The organism is Novosphingopyxis sp. (assembly GCF_965218915.1).
GTDB lineage: Bacteria > Pseudomonadota > Alphaproteobacteria > Sphingomonadales > Sphingomonadaceae > Novosphingopyxis.
Map to the genome: position 1 here is coordinate 1549895 of NZ_OZ244708.1, position 19183 is coordinate 1569077.

A 19183-nucleotide genomic window follows, 5' to 3' on the forward strand; every position below is an offset into this window, starting at 1 on the left:
CTGATCCATGAAGATACGCACGAGCACCAAGTCAGAATGGCTTTAGGGTACGAACTGCGTGCAGGTCGCAAGCAAGGGAGATCATCGCGGTGAGAATGAGTTTCTCCGACCTAGGGTTTCGCGTCGTGGACGATTTTCTCGAACCCGGGGTATTTCAGGCTTTGCATGAGCATGTAAAGCAGGAGAAATTCTTCTACGAAAACTCGCTGGAGTGGAACACGGTTTGGCATCCTCTAAACGGAAACTCGCTGATCACAGGTCTGAAATCCTATGGCGAGACCGGCAAGCCCAGTCTGCGCTACCCGACCAAGACGCCGGTAGATCGCTTTATGGAGACGATTTGCGGCGCGCGCGAATTCTTTGACGATCTCCTGCTGCCGGCGGATGTGGGCGGCGATGAGTTGAAGTTCACGGCCGCCGGTTTCCTGTACCGTGCCGGGTGGGGTCTGCCATGGCATATCGATCATGGCAATCAGCAATATCGCGGGGCTTTCGTCTATTATTTGCATGAGAATTGGCGCGGGAATTGGGGGGGCGAACTCATGATTTCCGCCGAGAAACGCAAGTTTGCCGCGGACGTGGGCGACATCGACCTCGGCTTTCGCCAAGGCGTCGGCTTTTCCAAGCCCGCCTATATCGAAGATGGAGTAGGCACCTTCGTCATGCCTAAACCCAACCGCGCCGTGTTTCTAAAGCAGGGCGTGTTGCACGCTATCAATCCGGTCAGTCCGCTGGCAGGCGAAAACATGCGCTTTTCACTCGCCGGTTTCTTCATGAAGTAGGGCCATCCCGATCGCGGCGCGCACGGACACAAGCTCCTCGTCTTTGCCGCACTGTGTCGCCGATACGATCCGGTTCGCGTCGTGCCGCCGAAGGTCTTGCGGCGACAGGGTGAAGAGCGCCTGCCACGCGGTGAAATTGGCCGCTATATAGCGGTCCAGCTTGGCTTGAGCGGCTGGCGTGGTAGCCGGCCTGAAACGCAGCACGCGGCAGGGCCGCTCGCCCCCCGTCCAGGCCCAATACGGAGCCTGACACGCCGTCACGGTTTGCAGCGCGATCAGCAGGTCGCGACGCCAGTACCGCCGGAGCCGGGGCGGCGCGAACAGCGTCTCGGCAAGAAAATCGATCGCGTTGCCACCGATCCGCTCCGCCTGTCCCGCGAGCGACAGGCACGCGGCTGGAGAGAGACGCCGCACCGTGTCGATAACGTTGCATTGGACGACCAACGCTGTGCGATCGGCGGGGTGGGGGAGGGGGCCTGCCTTCAGCGACACCGCCGCACGACGATCGAGGATGGTTCGGCCAAACGCCGCGACCAGCGCTTCGAACAAAGATGACCCGACACCTGGGCTGACGATCAGCAAGTCAATATCTCCATCGTCAAAATCGCCGATCCGAGTTTTATTCAGTGCCGAGCCATTTACATATATACTGCATTCACGTAATAAAGTTGCACTGCTTTGCAGGGCTTGTGATAGTTGACTTCGAAGTGCTTCAATCATATAATTTCGCGTTCTACTGAAAAGAGTGGCCATGAACCCCGTTGAAAACTGCCGTACCATGGTGTCCATGTTGAACTCCATAATTTATGCGCGAAACATAGGCGATTACGGGTGCGGACAGGAGCCGTTGGATCAGGATGCAGAGAAAGAGACAGAGGAGGACGAACTGGTCGATCTTCTGCTGGGTTCTTTAGACAAATTGTCGGTAGAGGAACTCACCGCGCAGCGTAACTCCCTGTGCCGCACCGGGCTGCAATCGCTCGACGCTCAATTGTTCTATCGCGCTGCCGGACGGGCGAAACCGATCGCGTAAGACGCCGTTCCAGCCGAAGTTCGAAAGGTCCGCATCGTGCAATCATTCGCTCTTGTCAGCATGCCGTGGTTCATGGCGCAGATGCCATCCATCCAACTCGCTATCGTGAGCGATGTGCTTCAAGAACATGGCATCGCGTCCGAGGCTTTCGAATTTTATGCCGATTTTCACGATCTTTTCGGAGTCAGTCTATACCGAGAGATTTCCTCATCCAATCCATATCTGGCCGATATCCTATTCACGCGCGCATATTTCGACAATCCTGCGCCGGTCGCGTCGCTGCCCAATTTCGGCTTGGCGAACGACCAGTTCGAACGCGATCTGTTTCTGTTCGCCGAGCCCCTGATCGCAGAATTTCTGGATCGAGTCTTTGCGCAAACCGATTGGGCTTCGTTTGATGCCATAGCCTTTTCTCTCACCGCGTCGCAGACAGGTGCCTCGATGGCGCTGGCCAAGCGAATCCGCGCCGCCCATCCCGATCTGCCAATTATCTTTGGCGGAGCGAGCTGCGCCGACGAGATGGGGCAGGCGCTGATGGAGATTTGCCCCGAGATCGACATTGTCGTTCATAAGGAAGCGGAAACCGTTCTGCCAGTGCTGCTCGATGCAATGCGCGGGTCTATAGCCTATCAGGCGGTGCCGGGCATTAGCTGGCGCGAGAGCGGAACCATAAGGTCCAGTGCTGACGCACCACTGCATCAATTGCAACGCACGCGCGGCGTTTTGCGGTTCGATAATTATTTTGCGCGCATAGAACCCCTCAAAACCCTGTCGCTTAAAAACGTCTATATTCCTTTCGAGAGCAGCCGTGGTTGCTGGTACGGCGAAAAGGCGCAATGTACTTTTTGTGGTTTGAACGAAATAATCAAGTACCGCCAGCGCGGCTCCATGGGATTGATTGACGAGTTGCAGGAATATGCCGATCGCTACGATATGAAAGACTTCTTTGCGGTCGACCTTATCATGCCGCTGAGCTTTTTTAAGACTTTTTTGCCGGAACTGACCGAGGCCAAGAAGGACTGGAACATCTTTTACGAAGTGAAATCGAACATGAAGCGCGCTCAGATCGAGCAGCTCGCCGATGCGGGCGTCAACTGGATACAGCCCGGCATAGAAAGCCTCGACGACGATGTGCTGAAACTGATGCGCAAGGGGGTGACCTCGGCTCAAAACATCCAGACTTTGCGCATTTGTCGCGAGCGAGACATGAAGGTCGGATGGAGCATCATCAACGGGTTTCCGAGGGAACAGGCACACAGCTATCGCGCGATGGTTGAGCTGGTGCCCAAGTTGCATCACCTCCAAGCGCCGTCGAATATCGGCTATTTCGAGGTGCACCGGTTTAGCCCATTCTTCGACAATCCTCACGCCATGGGCATTGAAATAAATGGGGCGCATACTTTGTATGAACATGTCTTTCCGGTCGAGCAATCCGTCCGCGATCGCTTGGTCTACCGGTTCGACTACACGGTGATCGAGCCGCGCGACGAGGCGTTGGAGACAGCGACCATAGCCTTGCGCAAGGCAGTCGAAACTTGGAAGCGCGCCAATGCCCGTGGTGCCGATTTCTTGATCGCATATCATCCCGGCAGCGGCGCTATTCTGACAGACACCCGCGCCAGCGAAGAGCCGGTCGTATCGAAGCTCGACATGGATGAGGCGCTGTTGATGCGGCGTCTTGACGAGCTGTCGGTCCACCGCAGGTTCGTCGCCGGCCTGGAGCGCGATGATCCCGGACTGGTCGCACGGCTCGGCGGGGGCGAGGCCGTCGCGAACCTGCTTCGGCGATGGCACGAGAAAAGCTGGGTGCTGATCGAAAGCGGGTATGTGCAGACGCTCGCGAAAGTCGCGGCTCGTCATTTCGCTTTGAATATGGAATTTGACGCTGCGTGATTTCGTGCTTAGCACGGCGCTCATGATCGACAAAGCTACGCGGCTTGGTTCTTGAATAGCTTGTTTCGTTACGATGGAACCATCGTTCGCCGCATTACGACGCGTTTGTTCGCAAGCTGGAAGGATTTTCTGGCGGTCGGTCTTCTGATCTGCTTCGCGATCATGTTCATTGCGGACATTTCGACGCGTCTTCCGTCTCGCTATGCGACGATTCTGGTGGTGGTGTTCGCCGGGCTCTCGGGCCTTGGCGTGCAAGCCTATGCATCCTTGAGGTTGCGGAGCCTCGCCAGCGATTCCCCGATCGCTAGGGATGCGCTCGACGGGCGGACTCGGCTCGGCTTTCACATGGGGGCGATCATGCTCGGCGCCGCCGCAGCCGTCACCGCATCGCTGCTCATCGAACAGAGTGCGATCCTCGTCGGCTTAGCGAGTTTTGCTTCCGTTGCACTCGTCGTCCATCTCGTGCTTCACGAGAACGTCAGGTCTTTCGGTTTGGCCTTGCAAGAATGGTTGCGCCAAGGTGTCCAGATCAACGAGTGGCGCGGGCGCATGGCGACGGGCTTTGGACCAATGGCGCTGCTCGTTATCCTGGCGGTGGCATTCGCCCCGGTCGAAACGGGCGCGCGTATTGCCGTTGCGACGCTCACCTGCACGATTTATGGCATGGCCGCGACATCGCACAATGCGGGCGCGATCAACTTCCTGCGGCTGTCCGGGGATAGCTATCTGGCCACGGTGCGGCGGTTTCTGCTGCGTCCAGCGCTAATTCTGGCGGCGCTTATTGCGGCGACGCTGATCGCCCGCAATCTGCAGTTGACCGCGCTGGCCGCTTCTGCCGCTGTGCTGGTCTTCATCTATCGCGCGCTGCAGATTGCCCTGCTGCGGCTCCATGGTCCTCGAACCAGCGAATTGTTGATGATCTTCATCCTCTTTTTCCTCATAACCATCGCCATCACGGTTCCTCCGATGATCGTTCCGATTGTGGTTGCTCTGCTGATATTTCTAGGCGTCCGCGCCAACCGCGTGACTTGGCTGCTCCGGTGAGCGCGGCCATCGTTCTAGACCGGGTCACGGTGCAGCGCGATTGGCGCAGGGTGATCCATGGCGTCTCGCTTACCATCATGCAGGGAGGCTGGTTTGGACTGATCGGCGCGAACGGGTCGGGCAAGACGAGCCTGCTGCGCGCGATCGGGGGAAGACTTGCCTTCGAGGATGGACAGTGTTGCATCCATGGGACGGATATGACCAGCAGCCGTTTCGGCAGGGCCGAGCGTATCGGCTTTGCGCCGACCGTGGAATCGCTTCCGACGAGTTTGTCGCCGGCGGAAGTCTTTGCATTTCTTTCGCGGGATTGGCAGGAGCACGTCGCATTTCTTCAGAAGCCACTGGGCCTGAACGATCTGAATAGCCGACGGATCGGGACGTTCTCCGCCGGGATGCGTCAGCGGGTGGCGGTTGCCTGCGCCTTTGCGAGCGGTCTCGACACGATGATTCTCGACGAGCCGTTCAACTGGCTCGACCCGGTCGCTGCCTTCGACTTGCGAATTGCCCTCCGCGAATGGGTCAATCCGGAGCGGACGCTGATCACCGCAGTGCACGACTTGGCGACATTAGCGATGTCGTGTGACCGGGGCGCACTCTTGGCGAACGGCTTTCTGGCACTGACATTAGATGAAAAGCGACTGAAAGATTCGAGAAATAATGTTTTATCATTCGAAAATGAAATGATCCAAGTTCTTCGCGAAAATTATTAGATAGGGTTGCTTTGTTTTTTCTTTATGACCCTTGTAATTGGATCGTGACCGTTCTTTAAACTTGGCGTGGTGGTTTAAACATGGTATTAAATTCCAGTGCGCGGTTAAGTCGCGCTCCAAGCCCCAAGGAGATTGTGATGAACAAGATGACCGAAATCGAGGCTGCGGACACGCTTGAAAAAGCCCCGTATATTGATCCGAAGGAAGCACGCGCCAATGTGCTGAAGGTCGTGCAGCAGATCAAAGCCGATCCGGAACGCTTTGCCGAGTTGAAAAAGCAGCTGCAAGGTAAGAGCGATGAAGAGCGAGCCGAAGGCTTGGTTCAGTTCATCGCCAACAACGATGATTTGGTGCAGTCACTCCCGATGAACGACCGTGAAACGGCCATGACGATCACGGTTACCGTTACGGTGACGATCCTGATTTTCGCAAGTTCCGCCTATTGATAAACCGGAACGGCAAAAAACTCATGTATGCCCGAGACGGATCGCCCGATGCGTCGTGGTGCTGCAGATGGGCGGTCTGAATTGCTCGTTAAAGAGATCGCGAGCAACCTGCCGCCCTTTCTTTATGGTGATAGCAAAGGTTGTTGATGAAAGGATTCTACCGCCCGTTGCAAGTTCCGGCTCCAGCACATCGAGCCGCTCCATTTAAAGGCAAATGGTATACCGATGGACCGCCGGTCTCAGTCCCGCAGGGATGGAAGCTATATGTATCGGCATCGCTTCCCCATTATCTGGAAACGCTGGCGATCACTCGTGAAGTGTTCGCTCGGCATGGCGTGCCGAGCAAATATGCTTGTTCCGACAAGGTTTTTCGCAAACTGAATGCCGGCTTATATGGCTATTGCCAAGTTGGTAAGAATATTGTCGGTTATTTCGCGGAGGATGCTGCGTTGCGCTCCGTGGCGGCCGAACTCAAGGACCGGTTGCGTGCGTTTGCCGACACCGCGCCGCAGGTTCCGTTTGCTCAGCCGCTAGGGGGAGAATTGCCGCTCTCCTACCGCTACGGCGCGTTTCACGGCGACACGATCGAGCTGGCCGGCGAGGATTATGCGGACGACCGGCGCAAACCCGCGCGCTGGATCTTCGACCATATTCCCGATCCGCTGTCGGTCCTGAGCGAAGACACGGAAACGGACGAGGCGTTCGACGCGTTCCTATCGCGCTATCCGGTCTATGAGACATTGAGCCAGGGGGGCAAGGGCGGCATCTTCGCCGCGTTCGACCTCGAGGCCGACGCCTTCAACGACCTGATCCTGAAAATCGGCTATCGCAAAGGGCAAGTGCTGCCGGACGGGCGCGACGGCATGGCTTTGCTGAAACGGGAGGCGGATTTCTTCGCCCTGCTCGACGAACGTCGGATTGCCACGGTCGCGCCGGCCTTGGCCGACTACCGGCAATTTCGAGACCGCAATGTCCTGATCATGGAGCGGATCGACGGCCAGAACCTGCAGACGTTGCGCACCGACGGAGCGCTGACGCGGGGGCATGTCGAGAAATGCCTGGCCGTGCTCGACACCATCCATGGGGCGGGGCTGTATGTCGGCGATGCCAAGATCGCCAATTTCGTCGAGGAGACGGCGAGCGCAAAGATATACGCCATCGACTTCGAAGCGGCGGGCAGGCTGGACACCGCCAAGCTCGACATTCTCTGCACCTATCATTTTTCCCGCCCGACGTTCGGCGATATGGCGAAGCTGGAACGGTGCCATCTCCTCTACTCCGCCTTGCATGTGGATGACGAAACGACCTTTAGCGAAAGCGACCGCATCATCGACCTGCCGCAAAAGCTCGCACAGATCACCCCGTCCGACGAAACGGGCAAGTGGGCGCTCGGTTTGTTGCAGGCGGAATTGTTGGATATTGAGGTTGACGTCGGATAGGACGAACTACCGTATGGCATAGCTTCTCCCGGGGGCGTTGCCGGGCGAGATCAATTGCGGCGGCGGTAAAAGATTGAAATGAATTCGAACCTGTCACGGATCCTTAGCGAACACGCTACGCTGATCTCGTTCTTGGTCATTCTGCTGCCACTCGTCATCATGCTGCCGACCATGATCGCGGTTGTGCGCGGTCTTCCGGACCGCCGCAAGATCGCGCTGGTCAACCTGGCGGGTACGCTGTTCTTCACCCCGTGGATAGCGGCGATGGCTTGGGCAGTGATGGGCAAGCCCAATGAATCGGCCTATGAAAAAATTCTCAAATTCAAGCGGTGGATCGTCACGGTGGCAGTGGCCGGATTGATCGGCCTGGTCGCGATGTTGTTCTATGTCTGGCAAACGGTGGAAACATGGCAGGGATCGGCGCCCGGGGACCGCTATGTCCTGGCGCCGGTCGAGGCCGCGCCGGGAAGCCAGGCGGTGCTCGCCAGCGGAAAGATCGTGCCGCGCTCGTTGGTACGGGTATCCTCCGAGGTGTCGGGCAGGATCGATGCCGTGTTCGTCGATATCAACGATGTGGTGGCAGCGGGGCAGCCGCTCGCCCGGATCGACGCGCCCAGCATCCGTTCCGGGGTCGATCAGGCGGGGGCCGAATTGCGTCAGGCCTACGCCGGGTCCGCACAAACGCGGTCCGCCATCGCGACGACCGAGACTCGGCTCCAGGAACAGCGCGCAAGCTTTGCGCGGCGCCGAGCGCTGTACGATCGCGGTTTCCTGTCGCGCGCCGATCTGGAAGCGGGCCAGGCGGAACTGGATGCGCGCCGGGCGGCGCTGTCGGGCGCGCGGGCCCAGGCCGCGGGCGATGAGGCACGGATTGCGGCCTCGCGGGCGCGGCTCAATGAGGCGAAGGACGAGGCCGGGCGCACCACGGTCGTCTCTCCGGTATCGGGCACGGTGCTGGCTCGCCGGGCTGAACCCGGCCAGACCGTCGTGTCCGCGTTCCAGGCCGAAGACCTGTTCGAAATCGCGGAAGATCTCGGCGCGATGCGACTGGAGGTGATCGTGGACGAGACCGAAATCGCGCGCCTGCGCGAAGGGCAACCGGTCACGTTCTCCGTCGATGCGTTGCCGGACCAGTCGTTCAGAGGGACGCTGGACAAGATTCTGAAGGCCCCGGTCGAGCAGGACGGTATTACCGGCTACAAGGTGCTGGTCGATATCCAAAACACCAACGGCCAGTTTTATTCCGGGATGAGCGTTTTGGCGCGCTTCCTGCCGGAAATGGCGAAAGATTCACTGTGGGTTCCCATGGTCGCGCTCGCCTTCGTTCCATCCGAGCAAGCGCAAGAAGAGGAAAAGGAACCGTGCGTCTATGTCGTGCGCGACGGGCGACTTCGGCGCATTCCCGTGAAAGTGGTCGGCCGTTCCAACACGATGCTCGTGATCCGCTCGTCGCAGCTGGGTGTCGGCGATCAGCTGGCAACCGCACGGCGTAAGACATGATTGCCGGGGAGCAAGCAGAAACAATTCCGAATAGCGTTATCGAGGGACGCGGCCTCGGCAAGACATATCCGAGTGCGGGCGGCAAAGTCGAGGCTTTGCGCGATATCGACATCAGGTTGATCGCGGGCGAGTTCATCGCTTTTCTCGGCGCGTCGGGCTCGGGTAAAAGCACGCTGATCAATATCCTTTCCACGCTGGACACTCCAACGAGCGGCACGCTGACGATCGAGGGCAAGGCCGTCGGCGGTTTGTCGGATCACGCGCTGTCGCGGTTGCGCAACCGGAAGATCGGCTTCGTCTTTCAGGGCTACAACCTACTGCCCGCCTTGACGGCCAAAGCCAATGTCGAACTGCCCTGCGTCTATGCTGGCCTTGGACGGGACGAAGCCAGTCGCCGCGCGGACGTGGCCCTCGCCAAGGTGGGCCTGGCCGAACTGGGCGCGCGCAAGCCCAACGAGCTTTCCGGCGGACAGCAGCAGCGCGTGGCCTTCGCCCGGGCGCTGGTCCTGGGGGCGGCGGTGCTGTTCGCGGACGAGCCGACCGGCGCGCTCGACAGCGTCGCGAGCGCGAATATCTTGGCATTGTGTCTCGATCTCAGCCGCAGCGGCTTCACTGTGGCGATGGTGACTCACGATCGTCAGATCGCCAACCATGCGAGCAGGATCGTCACCTTGGCCGATGGGCGCATCGTTTCGGACGAAAGCGCGGGGCGGCAATGAGTCCGCGGCGCCTGTCCATCGGTTCGGCGCTGGATTCGCTGCGTAGCAACAGCTTTCGCTCGGGACTCACTATCCTCGGCTTGGCCATCGGGGTGGCGGCGATTACGCTGATCGGGGCGATCGGCAACGGTCTCGGCGGTCTCGTGCATGACCAGCTGGAACGCTATGATGCCAGCCTGCTGATCGTCACCCCGACCGACACCGCGGCAGCGGGACGCGTTCCGTTCCGCTTGAGGGCGCGCGATACCGATTATCTGAAGGCGAACGTGCCGACGGTAATGCTGGCGGGCGGCGAGGTGCGGCAACCGGTCCGCGCGCGAGCGAACGGAGAGACCGTGCGCACCAGCCTGTCCGGTCTGGACAGCGACATGTTCGACCTGCGTAGAATGGCCATCGCGGGCGGCCGCAGCTTCACGCAAGCCGAATACCGCAGTGGGGCACGCGTCGCCCTGGTCGGGAATACTGTTTTACAAAAGCTGTTTGCCGGGGGTGCATCGGTCGGCCAGGTGATCCGCGTCAACGGGGTGGTCCTGACTATCGTCGGCATGCTGGAAGAGGAGGCCGCGGGTATTGGCGGCGATCCCGACGACATTATCGTGGTGCCGCTGCGGACCGCGCAGAGGCGCATCGCCGGGCAGGACGACCAGGCGTTCGACCGGGTCGACAGCATATGGGTGACGTTCGCTGGCGGCGATCCGGCACGAAACCGACAGGCTGTGTTGTCAACCCTTACGCGGCGCAGCGGTAAGCAAGCGGAAGACATATCGCCCGTTGATATCCGCTCGATGGAGGAACAGCTGGAGCAGGTTCGGCAGGCGGTGGGAGCGGTACGGATCGGCATGTCGCTCATCGCCTCGATCGCCATTTTCGTGGCCGGTATCGGGGTCCTCAACACCATGCTCGCTTCGATCGGGGAGCGCACGCGGGAAATCGGCATCCGGCGCGCCCTGGGCGCGACGGTGAACGACATCCGCAACCAGTTCATGATCGAAGCGGTCGTCATTTCGGTGATCGGCGGCGTCGTGGGCGTCCTCGTCGCGCTGGTCGGAATTGGCATTGCCAGCGCGCAACTTCCCGACTGGCCCCTGTCGGTTACCGTAGTGAATTTGTGCGGTGTCGTTGCGATAGCCATTACCACGGGCGTATTTTTCGGCATTATTCCCGCGATCCGGGCGTCGCGGCTGTCGCCGACGGATGCGTTACGATCGTTCTAATGCAGGGTTGCAACGCTCTATATCGTCTCGCAAGATCGGGTCGTGCGCCATTGACTCGATCGAAGTATACGCTACCCTTGGGCCGGCTTTGCATAGTAGAGGCCGATAAGGGAGAAAATTGATGCAACGCGATCTAGTCATCGAAGACCTCGACTTTGAAATCAGTCCCGGCGGCGTCAATGAGCCCGTGCTTCACTTGCCGGTTGTGGTAGTGGCCGGCGTCTGGATCATCGTTCAGGAAACGTCCCCCGCACAATAATCGCGATGGCCTCCGACTCGTTTGGGGGCCGCATCATCTTCCCATGACCCGCAGCGCTGATGTGGCAAGGCGATGACCGATATCTTCGACCAAGCTTGCGCTCATCTGTCGCAGACGCTGACACCGCTTCCTGACGATCTGACGGCGGCGATCGTCGATGACGTTCGCATGCACGAAGCCATTGCGCGGGCACGCACCAAACTCGACCGCGGCACTCTGCTCTATTCCGAAGACGAGATGCGCATGGCGCAGGTCCATGAAAATGCGGGCTGGCAGGTGGACGTCATGGTGTTCTTCAAGCACCGGCTTGCCCCCATTTCCGTTATATCGCCAACCGCGATGTATATCGTGTCAGCCGGAGAAGCCTTGAACTATCGCGGCTATGCGCTGTCCCGGCCGATCGATGCCGACTATTTCGACCAGCCCGTGCATTTGCAACAGGTGGAAGCCCATCCCCTGACGCGGGGAGATTGGGTGTTCATGCAACCCGGCCTTACGACCGGTATCGTCGCGGACCCCGGACCCGAATCCGTCCTGCTTCGTTTCCTCGGACCTCCGGTAACGCCGGTCATGGCTAGTTTCGATGCCGACAGCGGCAAACTGGAATCGTTGACGATGGGCGGTCTCGTGCCCACCTCGCAATCCTTCTTCACCGACCTTGCCCGGTGCCTCATAGCAGGTTCGCAGCATGATGCTCCATGGCACGCCTACGAAGAACTGGACATTGTCCGCGACCTGCTTCGCGGTGGGTTGACGGACGACAGCATCCATATCGCCACCCGGTGGAAGATGGCGCAGGCTCTGGCCAATTCGGACCGTGACGACGTGCGCACGTTCATGGAGCGGGTCGCGGCGAGCGACAGCCTCTCGCTCAAGGCCAAGGCCAAGCGTGTCCTTGCGGCCATCGAGGCCTGACCCGATGCAGCTTTACGACTTCGACGATCCGATACCGGACCTGTCCTTCGAGAACGCGGTCAAGGCGATCCATGGCGAATTTGAGCAGGACTGGAGACAACGGCGCAGCGCCATCGCGCGGCTCATGCGTGCGTTCCGCAAGAATGACCAGGCCTTGCGCGCGCTCATCCGACAGCATGTCGGCGGGGGCCAATGGCCGATCATGCGCGGCACGCAGTCCTTTTACCTCTACGAGAGCAAGCAATTCCGGATGCGGGCAAATCTGTGGTTTCCTGCCTCGCATCCCTTGGCGGGGCAGGCAGGTTATCGCGATTTCCTAACGATCGAGAAATGCCATAATCATGATTTTTCGTTCTTCTCGATTTGCGTGCTGGGTTCGGGTTACACGACCCGTATGTACGGGGCGAAGGATTACGCGCAGACCCTTCAGGTCGGAGAGCGCGTAATTCTGGAGCCGGAATGCACTTTCGGGCTGAACGGCGATACGGTGATGTATGTCGAGCGCGACCTCGACTTCCATTCGCAACTGTTTCCCGAAACGCTCTCCGTGACCGTCAATCTCATACCGGCGCGCGAAATGCGGCGTTCGGTCCAGTATTCGGTAGATGAAGAAAACGGCACCATCGAACGGAAGATCCATACCGACGCGGGCGCGAGCCTGCCGGACCGACCATGGTCGCTGCCGAACGAAACCAATTCGGCAACCGCATTCGTCGATTCCTAGCTATTGGTCCCGGCAACCGAACGTCCGGTATCGAAATGGTCGATTTGGCATCGGACCACTATATGGCTATGTTAGTCGCTAGTCCGGTTGCTTCGGGTATCGTTGCCCTGATGTCGTTACCTGATACGAATTTAAATTCTGGGTTCCGTTACCATTGCCGCCGTCCTGGGCCACGAACAGACCGCCGCGAAATTGATTTGCCGAAGTCGCCTGGTCGGCGCAAATTCGATGCGGATTTCATAAGCAGCCCCTGTCCTGTGTTCAGGCGGGGCGTGACAGGCAAATGGGTCGTTTGCGCTAAGGCTGAATGGCGCTTTTTTGAAAACCGTTGTTGCTCCCTCAATTAGCGCGCAAACACCGTGTTGATCGACATGTTTCTAGCGGACCGGACGGACTGTTCGGGCGCACCATTTTCTCTCCGGCGATTGCCCCTATATACGCATTCACAAACGGGTACCGCCTGAGCCTTTTCTGGTCGGCTAATGACTCCGTTCCATCTCCCAACCGGCTTTCGGTGCCGGTGCAGACATAATCGAGGCCCATGCCCTTTCCATTACTACCCGCATCGCTGATGCAGGCGCTCGATAAACGCGGCTATGCCGATCCCAGCGCGGTACAGGCTGCCGTGTTGGAAAACGAGGCCGCAGGCCGCGACCTCATCGTGTCCGCGCAGACCGGCTCCGGCAAGACGGTTGCCTTCGGGTTGGCCATGGCGCCCGAGTTACTGGGTGACGCGATGCGCATCGGCTTGCCCGCCGCGCCGCTGGCGCTGGTGATCGCGCCGACGCGCGAGCTTGCACTGCAGGTGAGTCGCGAGCTTGCCTGGCTCTATGCGGAAGCGGGCGCGACCATCAGCACCTGTGTCGGTGGCATGGACCCGTCCAAGGAGCGCCGTGCGTTGCGGCAGGGCGCGCATATCGTGGTCGGCACGCCGGGGCGTCTGCGCGATCATCTGGAGCGCGGCGGCCTTGATCTGTCCGCGCTGCGCACCGCCGTGCTCGATGAGGCGGACGAGATGCTCGACATGGGTTTTCGCGACGATCTGGAGGAAATCCTCGACGCGACCCCGGACGATCGCCGCACATTGCTGTTCTCCGCCACCATGCCCAAGGCGATCGTGGGGCTGGCCAAACGCTATCAGAACGACGCGCTGCGCATCTCCACCGTCGGCGAGGACCGCGGCCATGGCGACATCGCCTATCAGGCGGTGACCGTTTCGCCGTCCGAGATCGAGCATGCCGTCGTCAATTTGCTGCGCTTCCACGAAGCGGAGACGGCGATCGTCTTCTGCGCCACGCGCGAGAGCGTGCGCCGCATGCACGCCGCGCTGCAAGAGCGCGGCTTCGGCGCTGTCGCGCTGTCGGGCGAGCACTCGCAGTCCGAGCGCAACCAGGCGATGCAGGCGCTGCGCGACCGCCGCGCGCGGGTGTGCGTGGCGACCGACGTGGCCGCGCGCGGCATCGATCTGCCGAGCGTCAGCCTGGTCATCCACGCGGAAATCCCGCGCGATGCGGAGACCTTGCAGCATCGCTCCGGTCGGACCGGCCGCGCGGGCAACAAGGGCACCGCGATCATCGTCGTGCCCCATCCGCGCCGCCGCCGCGTCGAATCGATGCTGCGCGGAGCGAAGATCGAGGCCGAATGGATCGAGGCGCCGGGCCCCGATGAAATCCGCAGGCAGGATCATGAGCGTTTGCTCGAGGCGCTGCTGGAACCGGTGGAGTTCGAGGACGAGGACCGCGCGCTTGCCGAGCGGCTGCTTGCCGAACGCAGCCCGCAGGATATCGCTGCGGCGCTGGTCCAGGCGCATCGTTCCAAAATGCCCGCGCCCGAGGAGTTGATCGAGAACACGCCCGAGGCGCGCAAAGCCGCTCAGAAGGAACGCCACCGTCCCGGCTTCGAGGATATCGTTTGGTACCGCATGGATGTCGGCCGCAACCAGAATGCCGATCCGCGCTGGATCCTGCCCGTGCTGTGCCGCCGCGGGCATATCACTAAGAAGGATGTCGGCGCGATCCGTATGGGTCCGAACGAGACGTTCGTGCAGGTGCCGCGTGCCATCTCCGACAAGTTCGGTCAGGCTCTGGCTCGCACCGCCGGGAGCGGCGAGGGCGACGAGCGCGACGATATCGCGATCAGCTATTCGCCCGACGGTCCGGCTGAACGCGTGCGTCCGGGGCGCAAGCCCAAGCATGAGAGCAAGCCCGACAAGCACAAGGTCCGGGCCAAGCTGCACGCCAGGTCAGCGGCCGGGGACAATGTAGCAGGCGAGGGCGGTAAGCCGCCGCGCCGCGAGGGCTTCAAGCCTAAGGGCAAGGGCGGGCCGAAGAAAACGTTCAAGGGCGGCAGGAAGCCCGGCGGTTTCAAAAAATAGCCCATCGCTTGCAGCGTCCCCATTTGGACGATAGCGCGAGGCGGCGACAAAGGAGCACGAGATGAGCGATTTCGATCATGCGGTGGACGGCGATCTGGTGCGCGCGCCGGATGGCAGGATCGAGGTGCCGGACGATGTGCAGGACGCGATCCGTACGCTAATCCGCTGGACCGGGGACGATCCGGAGCGTGAGGGCCTGCTCGATACCCCCAAGCGCGTCGGCCGGGCGTGGAAGGAATATTGTCAGGGTTATGAGGAAGATCCCGGGGTCCATCTTGCGCGCACGTTCGAGGAAGTTGGCGGCTATGACGAGCTCGTCCTGCTGAAGGACATTCCGTTCCAGTCGCATTGCGAGCATCATATGGCGCCGATCATCGGCAGGGCGCATATCGCCTATATGCCGACCGACCGGGTGGTGGGCATCTCCAAGCTCGCCCGTGTACTTCACGGGTTCGCCCGGCGCCTGCAGGTGCAGGAGCGGCTCACCGCCGAGGTTGCGCAATGCATCCAGGACAAGCTGGGTCCCAGCGGTGTTGCGGTGGTGATCGAGGCGAGCCATAGCTGCATGACCGCGCGCGGCGTGCGTACGCCCGGTGTGTCGATGGTCACCAGCCGGCTGCTGGGTTGCTTCCTCGACGACGACCGCAGCCGCACCGAAGTGATGAGCCTGATGGGCTATTGATCGCGGTTTGCCGACTTTGAACAAGAGTAGGGAACCCAATTCTGACTATTCCGTTAATGCGGCATCAAGCCGACGGCTTGATCAACGGAAGGGTCGAAATGCTCAAGAATATTCTCCCCCTCATCATGTCCGGCGGTACGCTGCTCGCCGTCATTGCCGCGATGGCTACAACGGTCTGAGCGCGTTCAAACCCGCCAGGAAGGCCCGGAAGGGCCCAATGAAAAGGCGCGAGAACCACTGGTTCCCGCGCCTTTTTCCTTACACTCTTATAGATTAAGCCCGGTTCATGCGTCGGCATCCGATGGCGGGCCGGTGCCCTCGTCCTTCGCAGCGGTGCCGTCCTCGGCCTGATCGATCGAGGCTTCCTCGAACACCTCGGCGGCATCGGCCGCGCTCTCTGCGTTTTCTTCGCCTTCGCTGTCGCCATCGCCAGCGACTTCAGCGGCAAGCTGGCGCAGCTCAGCTTGGTCGTCCTCGAACATCTGTGCGATGACGTCCACGCCGTCACGCTGAAGCTGTGCTTCGTCATCCGAACGCGCGACGTTGACCCTGACAGTCGAGACCACCTCGGGATGCAGCATGACGCGCACGTCGTACATGCCGATCGATTTGATAGGACGCTCGAGCACGATCATCGACTTGGTGACTTCGGCGCCCTGATCGTTGAGACCGTTTTCGATATCGCGCACCGAGGCCGAACCGTAAAGCTGGCCGGTGTTGGAGGCGGCGCGGATCAGCGTCACTTCCAGCCCGTCGACGTCCTTCGACTTGGTCTCGGCCTCGCCGCGCTTCGAAGCGTTGTCCGCCTCGATCCGCTCGCGATTGGCCTCGAACACCGCGCGATTCGCCTTGTTGGCGCGCAGGGCCTTTTTGCCCGGCAGCAGGAAATTGCGGGCGTAGCCGTCCTTGACGGTAACCACGTCGCCGATCGTGCCGAGCTTCTCGACGCGTTCCAGTAGAATGAGATCCATGGGCTCTGCTCCTTACTTCACGACGTACGGGAGCAGGCCGATGTGGCGTGCACGCTTGATCGCGCGGGACAGCTCGCGCTGCTTCTTGGCCGACACCGCGGTGATCCGGCTGGGGACGATCTTGCCGCGTTCGGAGATATATCCCTGCAGCAGCTTCACGTCCTTGAAATCGATCTTCGGCGCATCGGCCCCGCTGAACGGGCAGGTCTTGCGGCGGCGGAAAAAGGGTCGTGCCATGATTTAGTTCCTCTCGTCCCGGTCGCGACCGCGGCCGCCATCACGCCCACCATCGCGGCCGCCCTTGCGATCACCGCGATCGCTGCGGTCGCTCTTGCGCATCTGGACCGAAGGTTCGGTCTCCAGCTCGTCGACGCGGATCGTGAGATAACGGATCACATCCTCGTTCACGCGGGTCTGGCGCTCCAGCTCGGCGACGACGCCCGGAGGCGCCTCGATGTTGAGCATGACGTAATGCGCCTTGCGGTTCTTCTGGATCTTGTAGGCGAGCGACTTCAGGCCCCAGGTCTCGGTCTTGGTGACCTTGCCCTCATTGTCCTCGACGATCTTGGTTGCGTTCTGGGCCAGCGTATCGACCTGAGCCTGGCTCAGATCCTGGCGCGCCAGAAACACATGCTCGTATAACGGCATGGGATATATCCTTGTCTACCACCGATCGCTGACGCCGCACCATGCGGAACGCCCCTCCGGCTTTCTTCGTATTTCCGGCAGGGCAGGCCCCCGGCGGAAGCGGCGCGTCTAGGGCAAGCGCGCGGGGAAAGCAAGGCCGGTGGGGCGGAGGCTCGCGCAACATTATTTTTCAAAGGCTACAAAGTGAACGAGATGCTGTTGCGGAATCGCGTAGGGATATGTCCTACATTTGTCAGCACCGGACGGGCCGCCATCGCAGCGGCACGCGCACGAATTTTCCTACATTGCAAGCGCAGGATTGCATGGCCGCTGTCGGTTGCTCACCGGTCATGATCACGCAATCCTTTCGCCACCAGACGTGCCTGTTGCGCGGGTGCCGAAAAAATGCTTGCGTCGTCCCCAAGGGGCGACCCTACAAGCGGCTGCATGACGAGAACCAAACGGCCGTCCAAAGTGCAGTTTCCCGATGGCGCGGCTGATATCGCGCGTCGTTTCGGTATCACGATCAAGGCCTTGCGCCTTTATGAAAAGGCAGGATTGATCCGACCGGTCCGGGACGAACGCGGCTGGCGGACCTATGGCCAGGCAGAATGCGAACGACTGCATGTCGTGCTGCTGCTACGGCGTTTCGGCTTGACGATCGCCCGGATCGGCGAACTTCTGGCCCACCGTTCGCCTGATCTTGCGGCAGTCCTGGACCTTCAGGAACAGGCTCTGACGGATCAACGTCGCCGAATCGACGAGGCGTTGGCACTGATCGCCAGCGCTCGCGACCGCGTGGCCGCTGGGGAGGAGATCGACCCGGTTGCGCTGGCGGAATTGGCGCGGTCGGAACCGTTTCGCCTGCGCTGGACGCCGGCATTGGAGAAATTGTCGGCGGAGACATTCACCCCGGATCAGCAGCGCCGCCTTGCCAGGATCGCTCCGGCGGTCGAGGCGGAATGGAACGCGCTATACCGTGAACTGAACGAAATCGTCGGTGATGCCCCGGACACGCCGCATGCCATGGAACTCGGCCGCAGGGCATCGGCGTTGATCGTCCGCATGACGGGCGACGACGACGAAATGCGCGGCGCGTTGACCCGCTTCTGGCAAGGGGGCTTCGCGGACCCGGCACTGGCCGCCTCCTTACCGATGGATTCGACGCGCTGGCATTTTCTCGGTGCGGCGATGGCTGCCCACGCAAGCAAGGTGAAAGGCAAGTGAGCCGTGTCCTGCCCCTGATCAAGGGATTGCTCCATAACTTCGGCGGACTGGTGCTCTACTGGACGGTGCTACTGGCCTTCGGCGTCAAACCGGCGATCGTCGTCACCTTGCTGTTCATCTCGGGCGAGGGGGGATGGCGTCTGAAAACGCACCGGCCGTTCCCGCCGCTCTGGTGGTTCGCCAATGGCGCCGCGCTGCTGTTCGGCGTGATCGACCTGTGGGCGCGCACGCCCTTCATGATCCGCTACGAAGGGGCGATAATCAATCTCGTAACCGCCGGGGCCTTCGCGCTAGGCGCGCTCGGCCCGCAGCCGCTGGTGTTGCGGATCGCGCGGCAGCACAAATCCGATATTCCTGCCGATCGGCCCGAGGTGATCCGCTTCTTCCGCGCCTTCACTCTTGCCTGGGCGCTCTATTTCGTCGCTCGTGCCGGTGCTTTTCTGTGGATCATGTCGGCCTTCCCGCTGGCGCAGGCCCTCGCGATCCGTACTGCCGTTGCATGGACCAGTCTCGGCGTGATGCTGCTCGCCAGCTTCAACGGTCGCCGCGTGTTCGACGCGTGCCAGCGGCTGGGCTTTCTCAAATCTTCCGACGAGCACGGCCTGTGAGGGCTCCCGACACAAA

At 60.7% G+C, this 19183-nt stretch carries 21 protein-coding genes; 17 read left to right on the forward strand and 4 right to left on the reverse strand.

Annotated features, from left to right (window positions below; genetic code table 11):
• Positions 1–125: 125 nt before the first annotated feature.
• The gene (locus ACOQPC_RS07120) at positions 126–782 is read left to right on the forward strand and encodes a 2OG-Fe(II) oxygenase (protein WP_420607941.1); all 657 of its coding nucleotides are present in this window, start codon (positions 126–128) and stop codon (positions 780–782) included.
• Here ACOQPC_RS07120 and ACOQPC_RS07125 read toward each other — a convergent pair.
• Positions 756–1502, reverse strand: a complete 747-nt coding sequence (locus ACOQPC_RS07125) for a hypothetical protein (protein ID WP_420607942.1) — start codon at positions 1500–1502, stop codon at positions 756–758. The two genes, ACOQPC_RS07120 and ACOQPC_RS07125, sit on opposite strands and share 27 nt — an antisense overlap.
• Before the next feature lie 31 nt (positions 1503–1533).
• Here ACOQPC_RS07125 and ACOQPC_RS07130 point away from each other — a divergent pair, with 31 nt between their 5' ends.
• From ACOQPC_RS07130 to folE, 14 genes are all read left to right on the forward strand, one after another.
• Complete coding sequence (locus ACOQPC_RS07130; RefSeq protein WP_420607943.1) at positions 1534–1815, forward strand: hypothetical protein; 282 nt, start codon at positions 1534–1536, stop codon at positions 1813–1815.
• Positions 1816–1851: 36 nt separating this feature from the next.
• Positions 1852–3708, forward strand: a complete 1857-nt coding sequence (locus ACOQPC_RS07135) for a RiPP maturation radical SAM C-methyltransferase (RefSeq protein WP_420607944.1) — start codon at positions 1852–1854, stop codon at positions 3706–3708.
• Between the two features lie 51 nt (positions 3709–3759).
• Positions 3760–4752, forward strand: coding sequence for a hypothetical protein (locus ACOQPC_RS07140; RefSeq protein ID WP_420607945.1), 993 nt, complete (start codon positions 3760–3762; stop codon positions 4750–4752).
• Positions 4749–5462, forward strand: a complete 714-nt coding sequence (locus ACOQPC_RS07145) for an ATP-binding cassette domain-containing protein (RefSeq protein ID WP_420607946.1) — start codon at positions 4749–4751, stop codon at positions 5460–5462. Before ACOQPC_RS07140 ends, ACOQPC_RS07145 begins: the two co-directional genes overlap by 4 nt.
• Positions 5463–5599: 137 nt before the next feature.
• Positions 5600–5908 carry a hypothetical protein gene (locus ACOQPC_RS07150; RefSeq protein ID WP_420607947.1) on the forward strand — a complete coding sequence of 103 codons (309 nt, stop codon included), beginning with the start codon at positions 5600–5602 and terminating at the stop codon, positions 5906–5908.
• Between the two features lie 449 nt (positions 5909–6357).
• Positions 6358–7347 (forward strand): hypothetical protein, encoded by a 990-nt coding sequence (locus ACOQPC_RS07155; RefSeq protein ID WP_420607948.1) that lies wholly within the window; start codon positions 6358–6360, stop codon positions 7345–7347.
• Between the two features lie 78 nt (positions 7348–7425).
• A complete protein-coding gene (locus tag ACOQPC_RS07160; RefSeq protein WP_420607949.1) occupies positions 7426–8847 on the forward strand; it encodes an efflux RND transporter periplasmic adaptor subunit in 1422 nt (473 codons plus the stop codon).
• 95 nt (positions 8848–8942) lie between these two features.
• Positions 8943–9566, forward strand: a complete 624-nt coding sequence (locus ACOQPC_RS07165) for an ABC transporter ATP-binding protein (RefSeq protein ID WP_420607950.1) — start codon at positions 8943–8945, stop codon at positions 9564–9566.
• On the forward strand, positions 9563–10780 hold the full coding sequence (locus tag ACOQPC_RS07170; RefSeq protein ID WP_420607951.1) for an ABC transporter permease: 1218 nt from the start codon (positions 9563–9565) through the stop codon (positions 10778–10780). The genes ACOQPC_RS07165 and ACOQPC_RS07170 overlap by 4 nt, the downstream gene beginning before the upstream one ends.
• Positions 10781–10901: 121 nt before the next feature.
• Positions 10902–11039 carry a hypothetical protein gene (locus tag ACOQPC_RS07175; RefSeq protein ID WP_420607952.1) on the forward strand — a complete coding sequence of 46 codons (138 nt, stop codon included), beginning with the start codon at positions 10902–10904 and terminating at the stop codon, positions 11037–11039.
• Between the two features lie 72 nt (positions 11040–11111).
• Positions 11112–11954, forward strand: coding sequence for a hypothetical protein (locus ACOQPC_RS07180; protein ID WP_420607953.1), 843 nt, complete (start codon positions 11112–11114; stop codon positions 11952–11954).
• Between the two features lie 4 nt (positions 11955–11958).
• Positions 11959–12678, forward strand: coding sequence for a hypothetical protein (locus ACOQPC_RS07185; RefSeq protein ID WP_420607954.1), 720 nt, complete (start codon positions 11959–11961; stop codon positions 12676–12678).
• A gap of 541 nt (positions 12679–13219) precedes the next feature.
• Positions 13220–15052 (forward strand): DEAD/DEAH box helicase, encoded by a 1833-nt coding sequence (locus tag ACOQPC_RS07190; RefSeq protein ID WP_420607955.1) that lies wholly within the window; start codon positions 13220–13222, stop codon positions 15050–15052.
• Positions 15053–15113: 61 nt separating this feature from the next.
• Positions 15114–15734 (forward strand): GTP cyclohydrolase I FolE, encoded by a 621-nt coding sequence (gene folE, locus ACOQPC_RS07195; RefSeq protein ID WP_420607956.1) that lies wholly within the window; start codon positions 15114–15116, stop codon positions 15732–15734.
• A gap of 284 nt (positions 15735–16018) precedes the next feature.
• Here the strand turns inward: folE and rplI are convergent, their stop codons facing one another.
• From rplI to rpsF, 3 genes are read right to left on the reverse strand one after another with little or no spacing between them, the layout of a single operon-like run.
• On the reverse strand, positions 16019–16705 hold the full coding sequence (rplI, locus tag ACOQPC_RS07200) for a 50S ribosomal protein L9 (protein ID WP_420607957.1): 687 nt from the start codon (positions 16703–16705) through the stop codon (positions 16019–16021).
• A 12-nt stretch (positions 16706–16717) separates the two neighbouring features.
• Entirely contained in the window at positions 16718–16942 is a 225-nt protein-coding gene (gene rpsR / locus ACOQPC_RS07205; protein WP_420607958.1) for a 30S ribosomal protein S18, read from the reverse strand.
• 3 nt (positions 16943–16945) lie between these two features.
• Positions 16946–17353 carry a 30S ribosomal protein S6 gene (gene rpsF / locus ACOQPC_RS07210; protein WP_420607959.1) on the reverse strand — a complete coding sequence of 136 codons (408 nt, stop codon included), beginning with the start codon at positions 17351–17353 and terminating at the stop codon, positions 16946–16948.
• Between the two features lie 426 nt (positions 17354–17779).
• Between rpsF and ACOQPC_RS07215 the strand changes: the two genes are divergently transcribed.
• Entirely contained in the window at positions 17780–18559 is a 780-nt protein-coding gene (locus ACOQPC_RS07215) for a MerR family transcriptional regulator (protein ID WP_420607960.1), read from the forward strand.
• Positions 18556–19167 carry a hypothetical protein gene (locus ACOQPC_RS07220; protein WP_420607961.1) on the forward strand — a complete coding sequence of 204 codons (612 nt, stop codon included), beginning with the start codon at positions 18556–18558 and terminating at the stop codon, positions 19165–19167. Before ACOQPC_RS07215 ends, ACOQPC_RS07220 begins: the two co-directional genes overlap by 4 nt.
• The last annotated feature ends 16 nt before the right edge of the window (positions 19168–19183 follow it).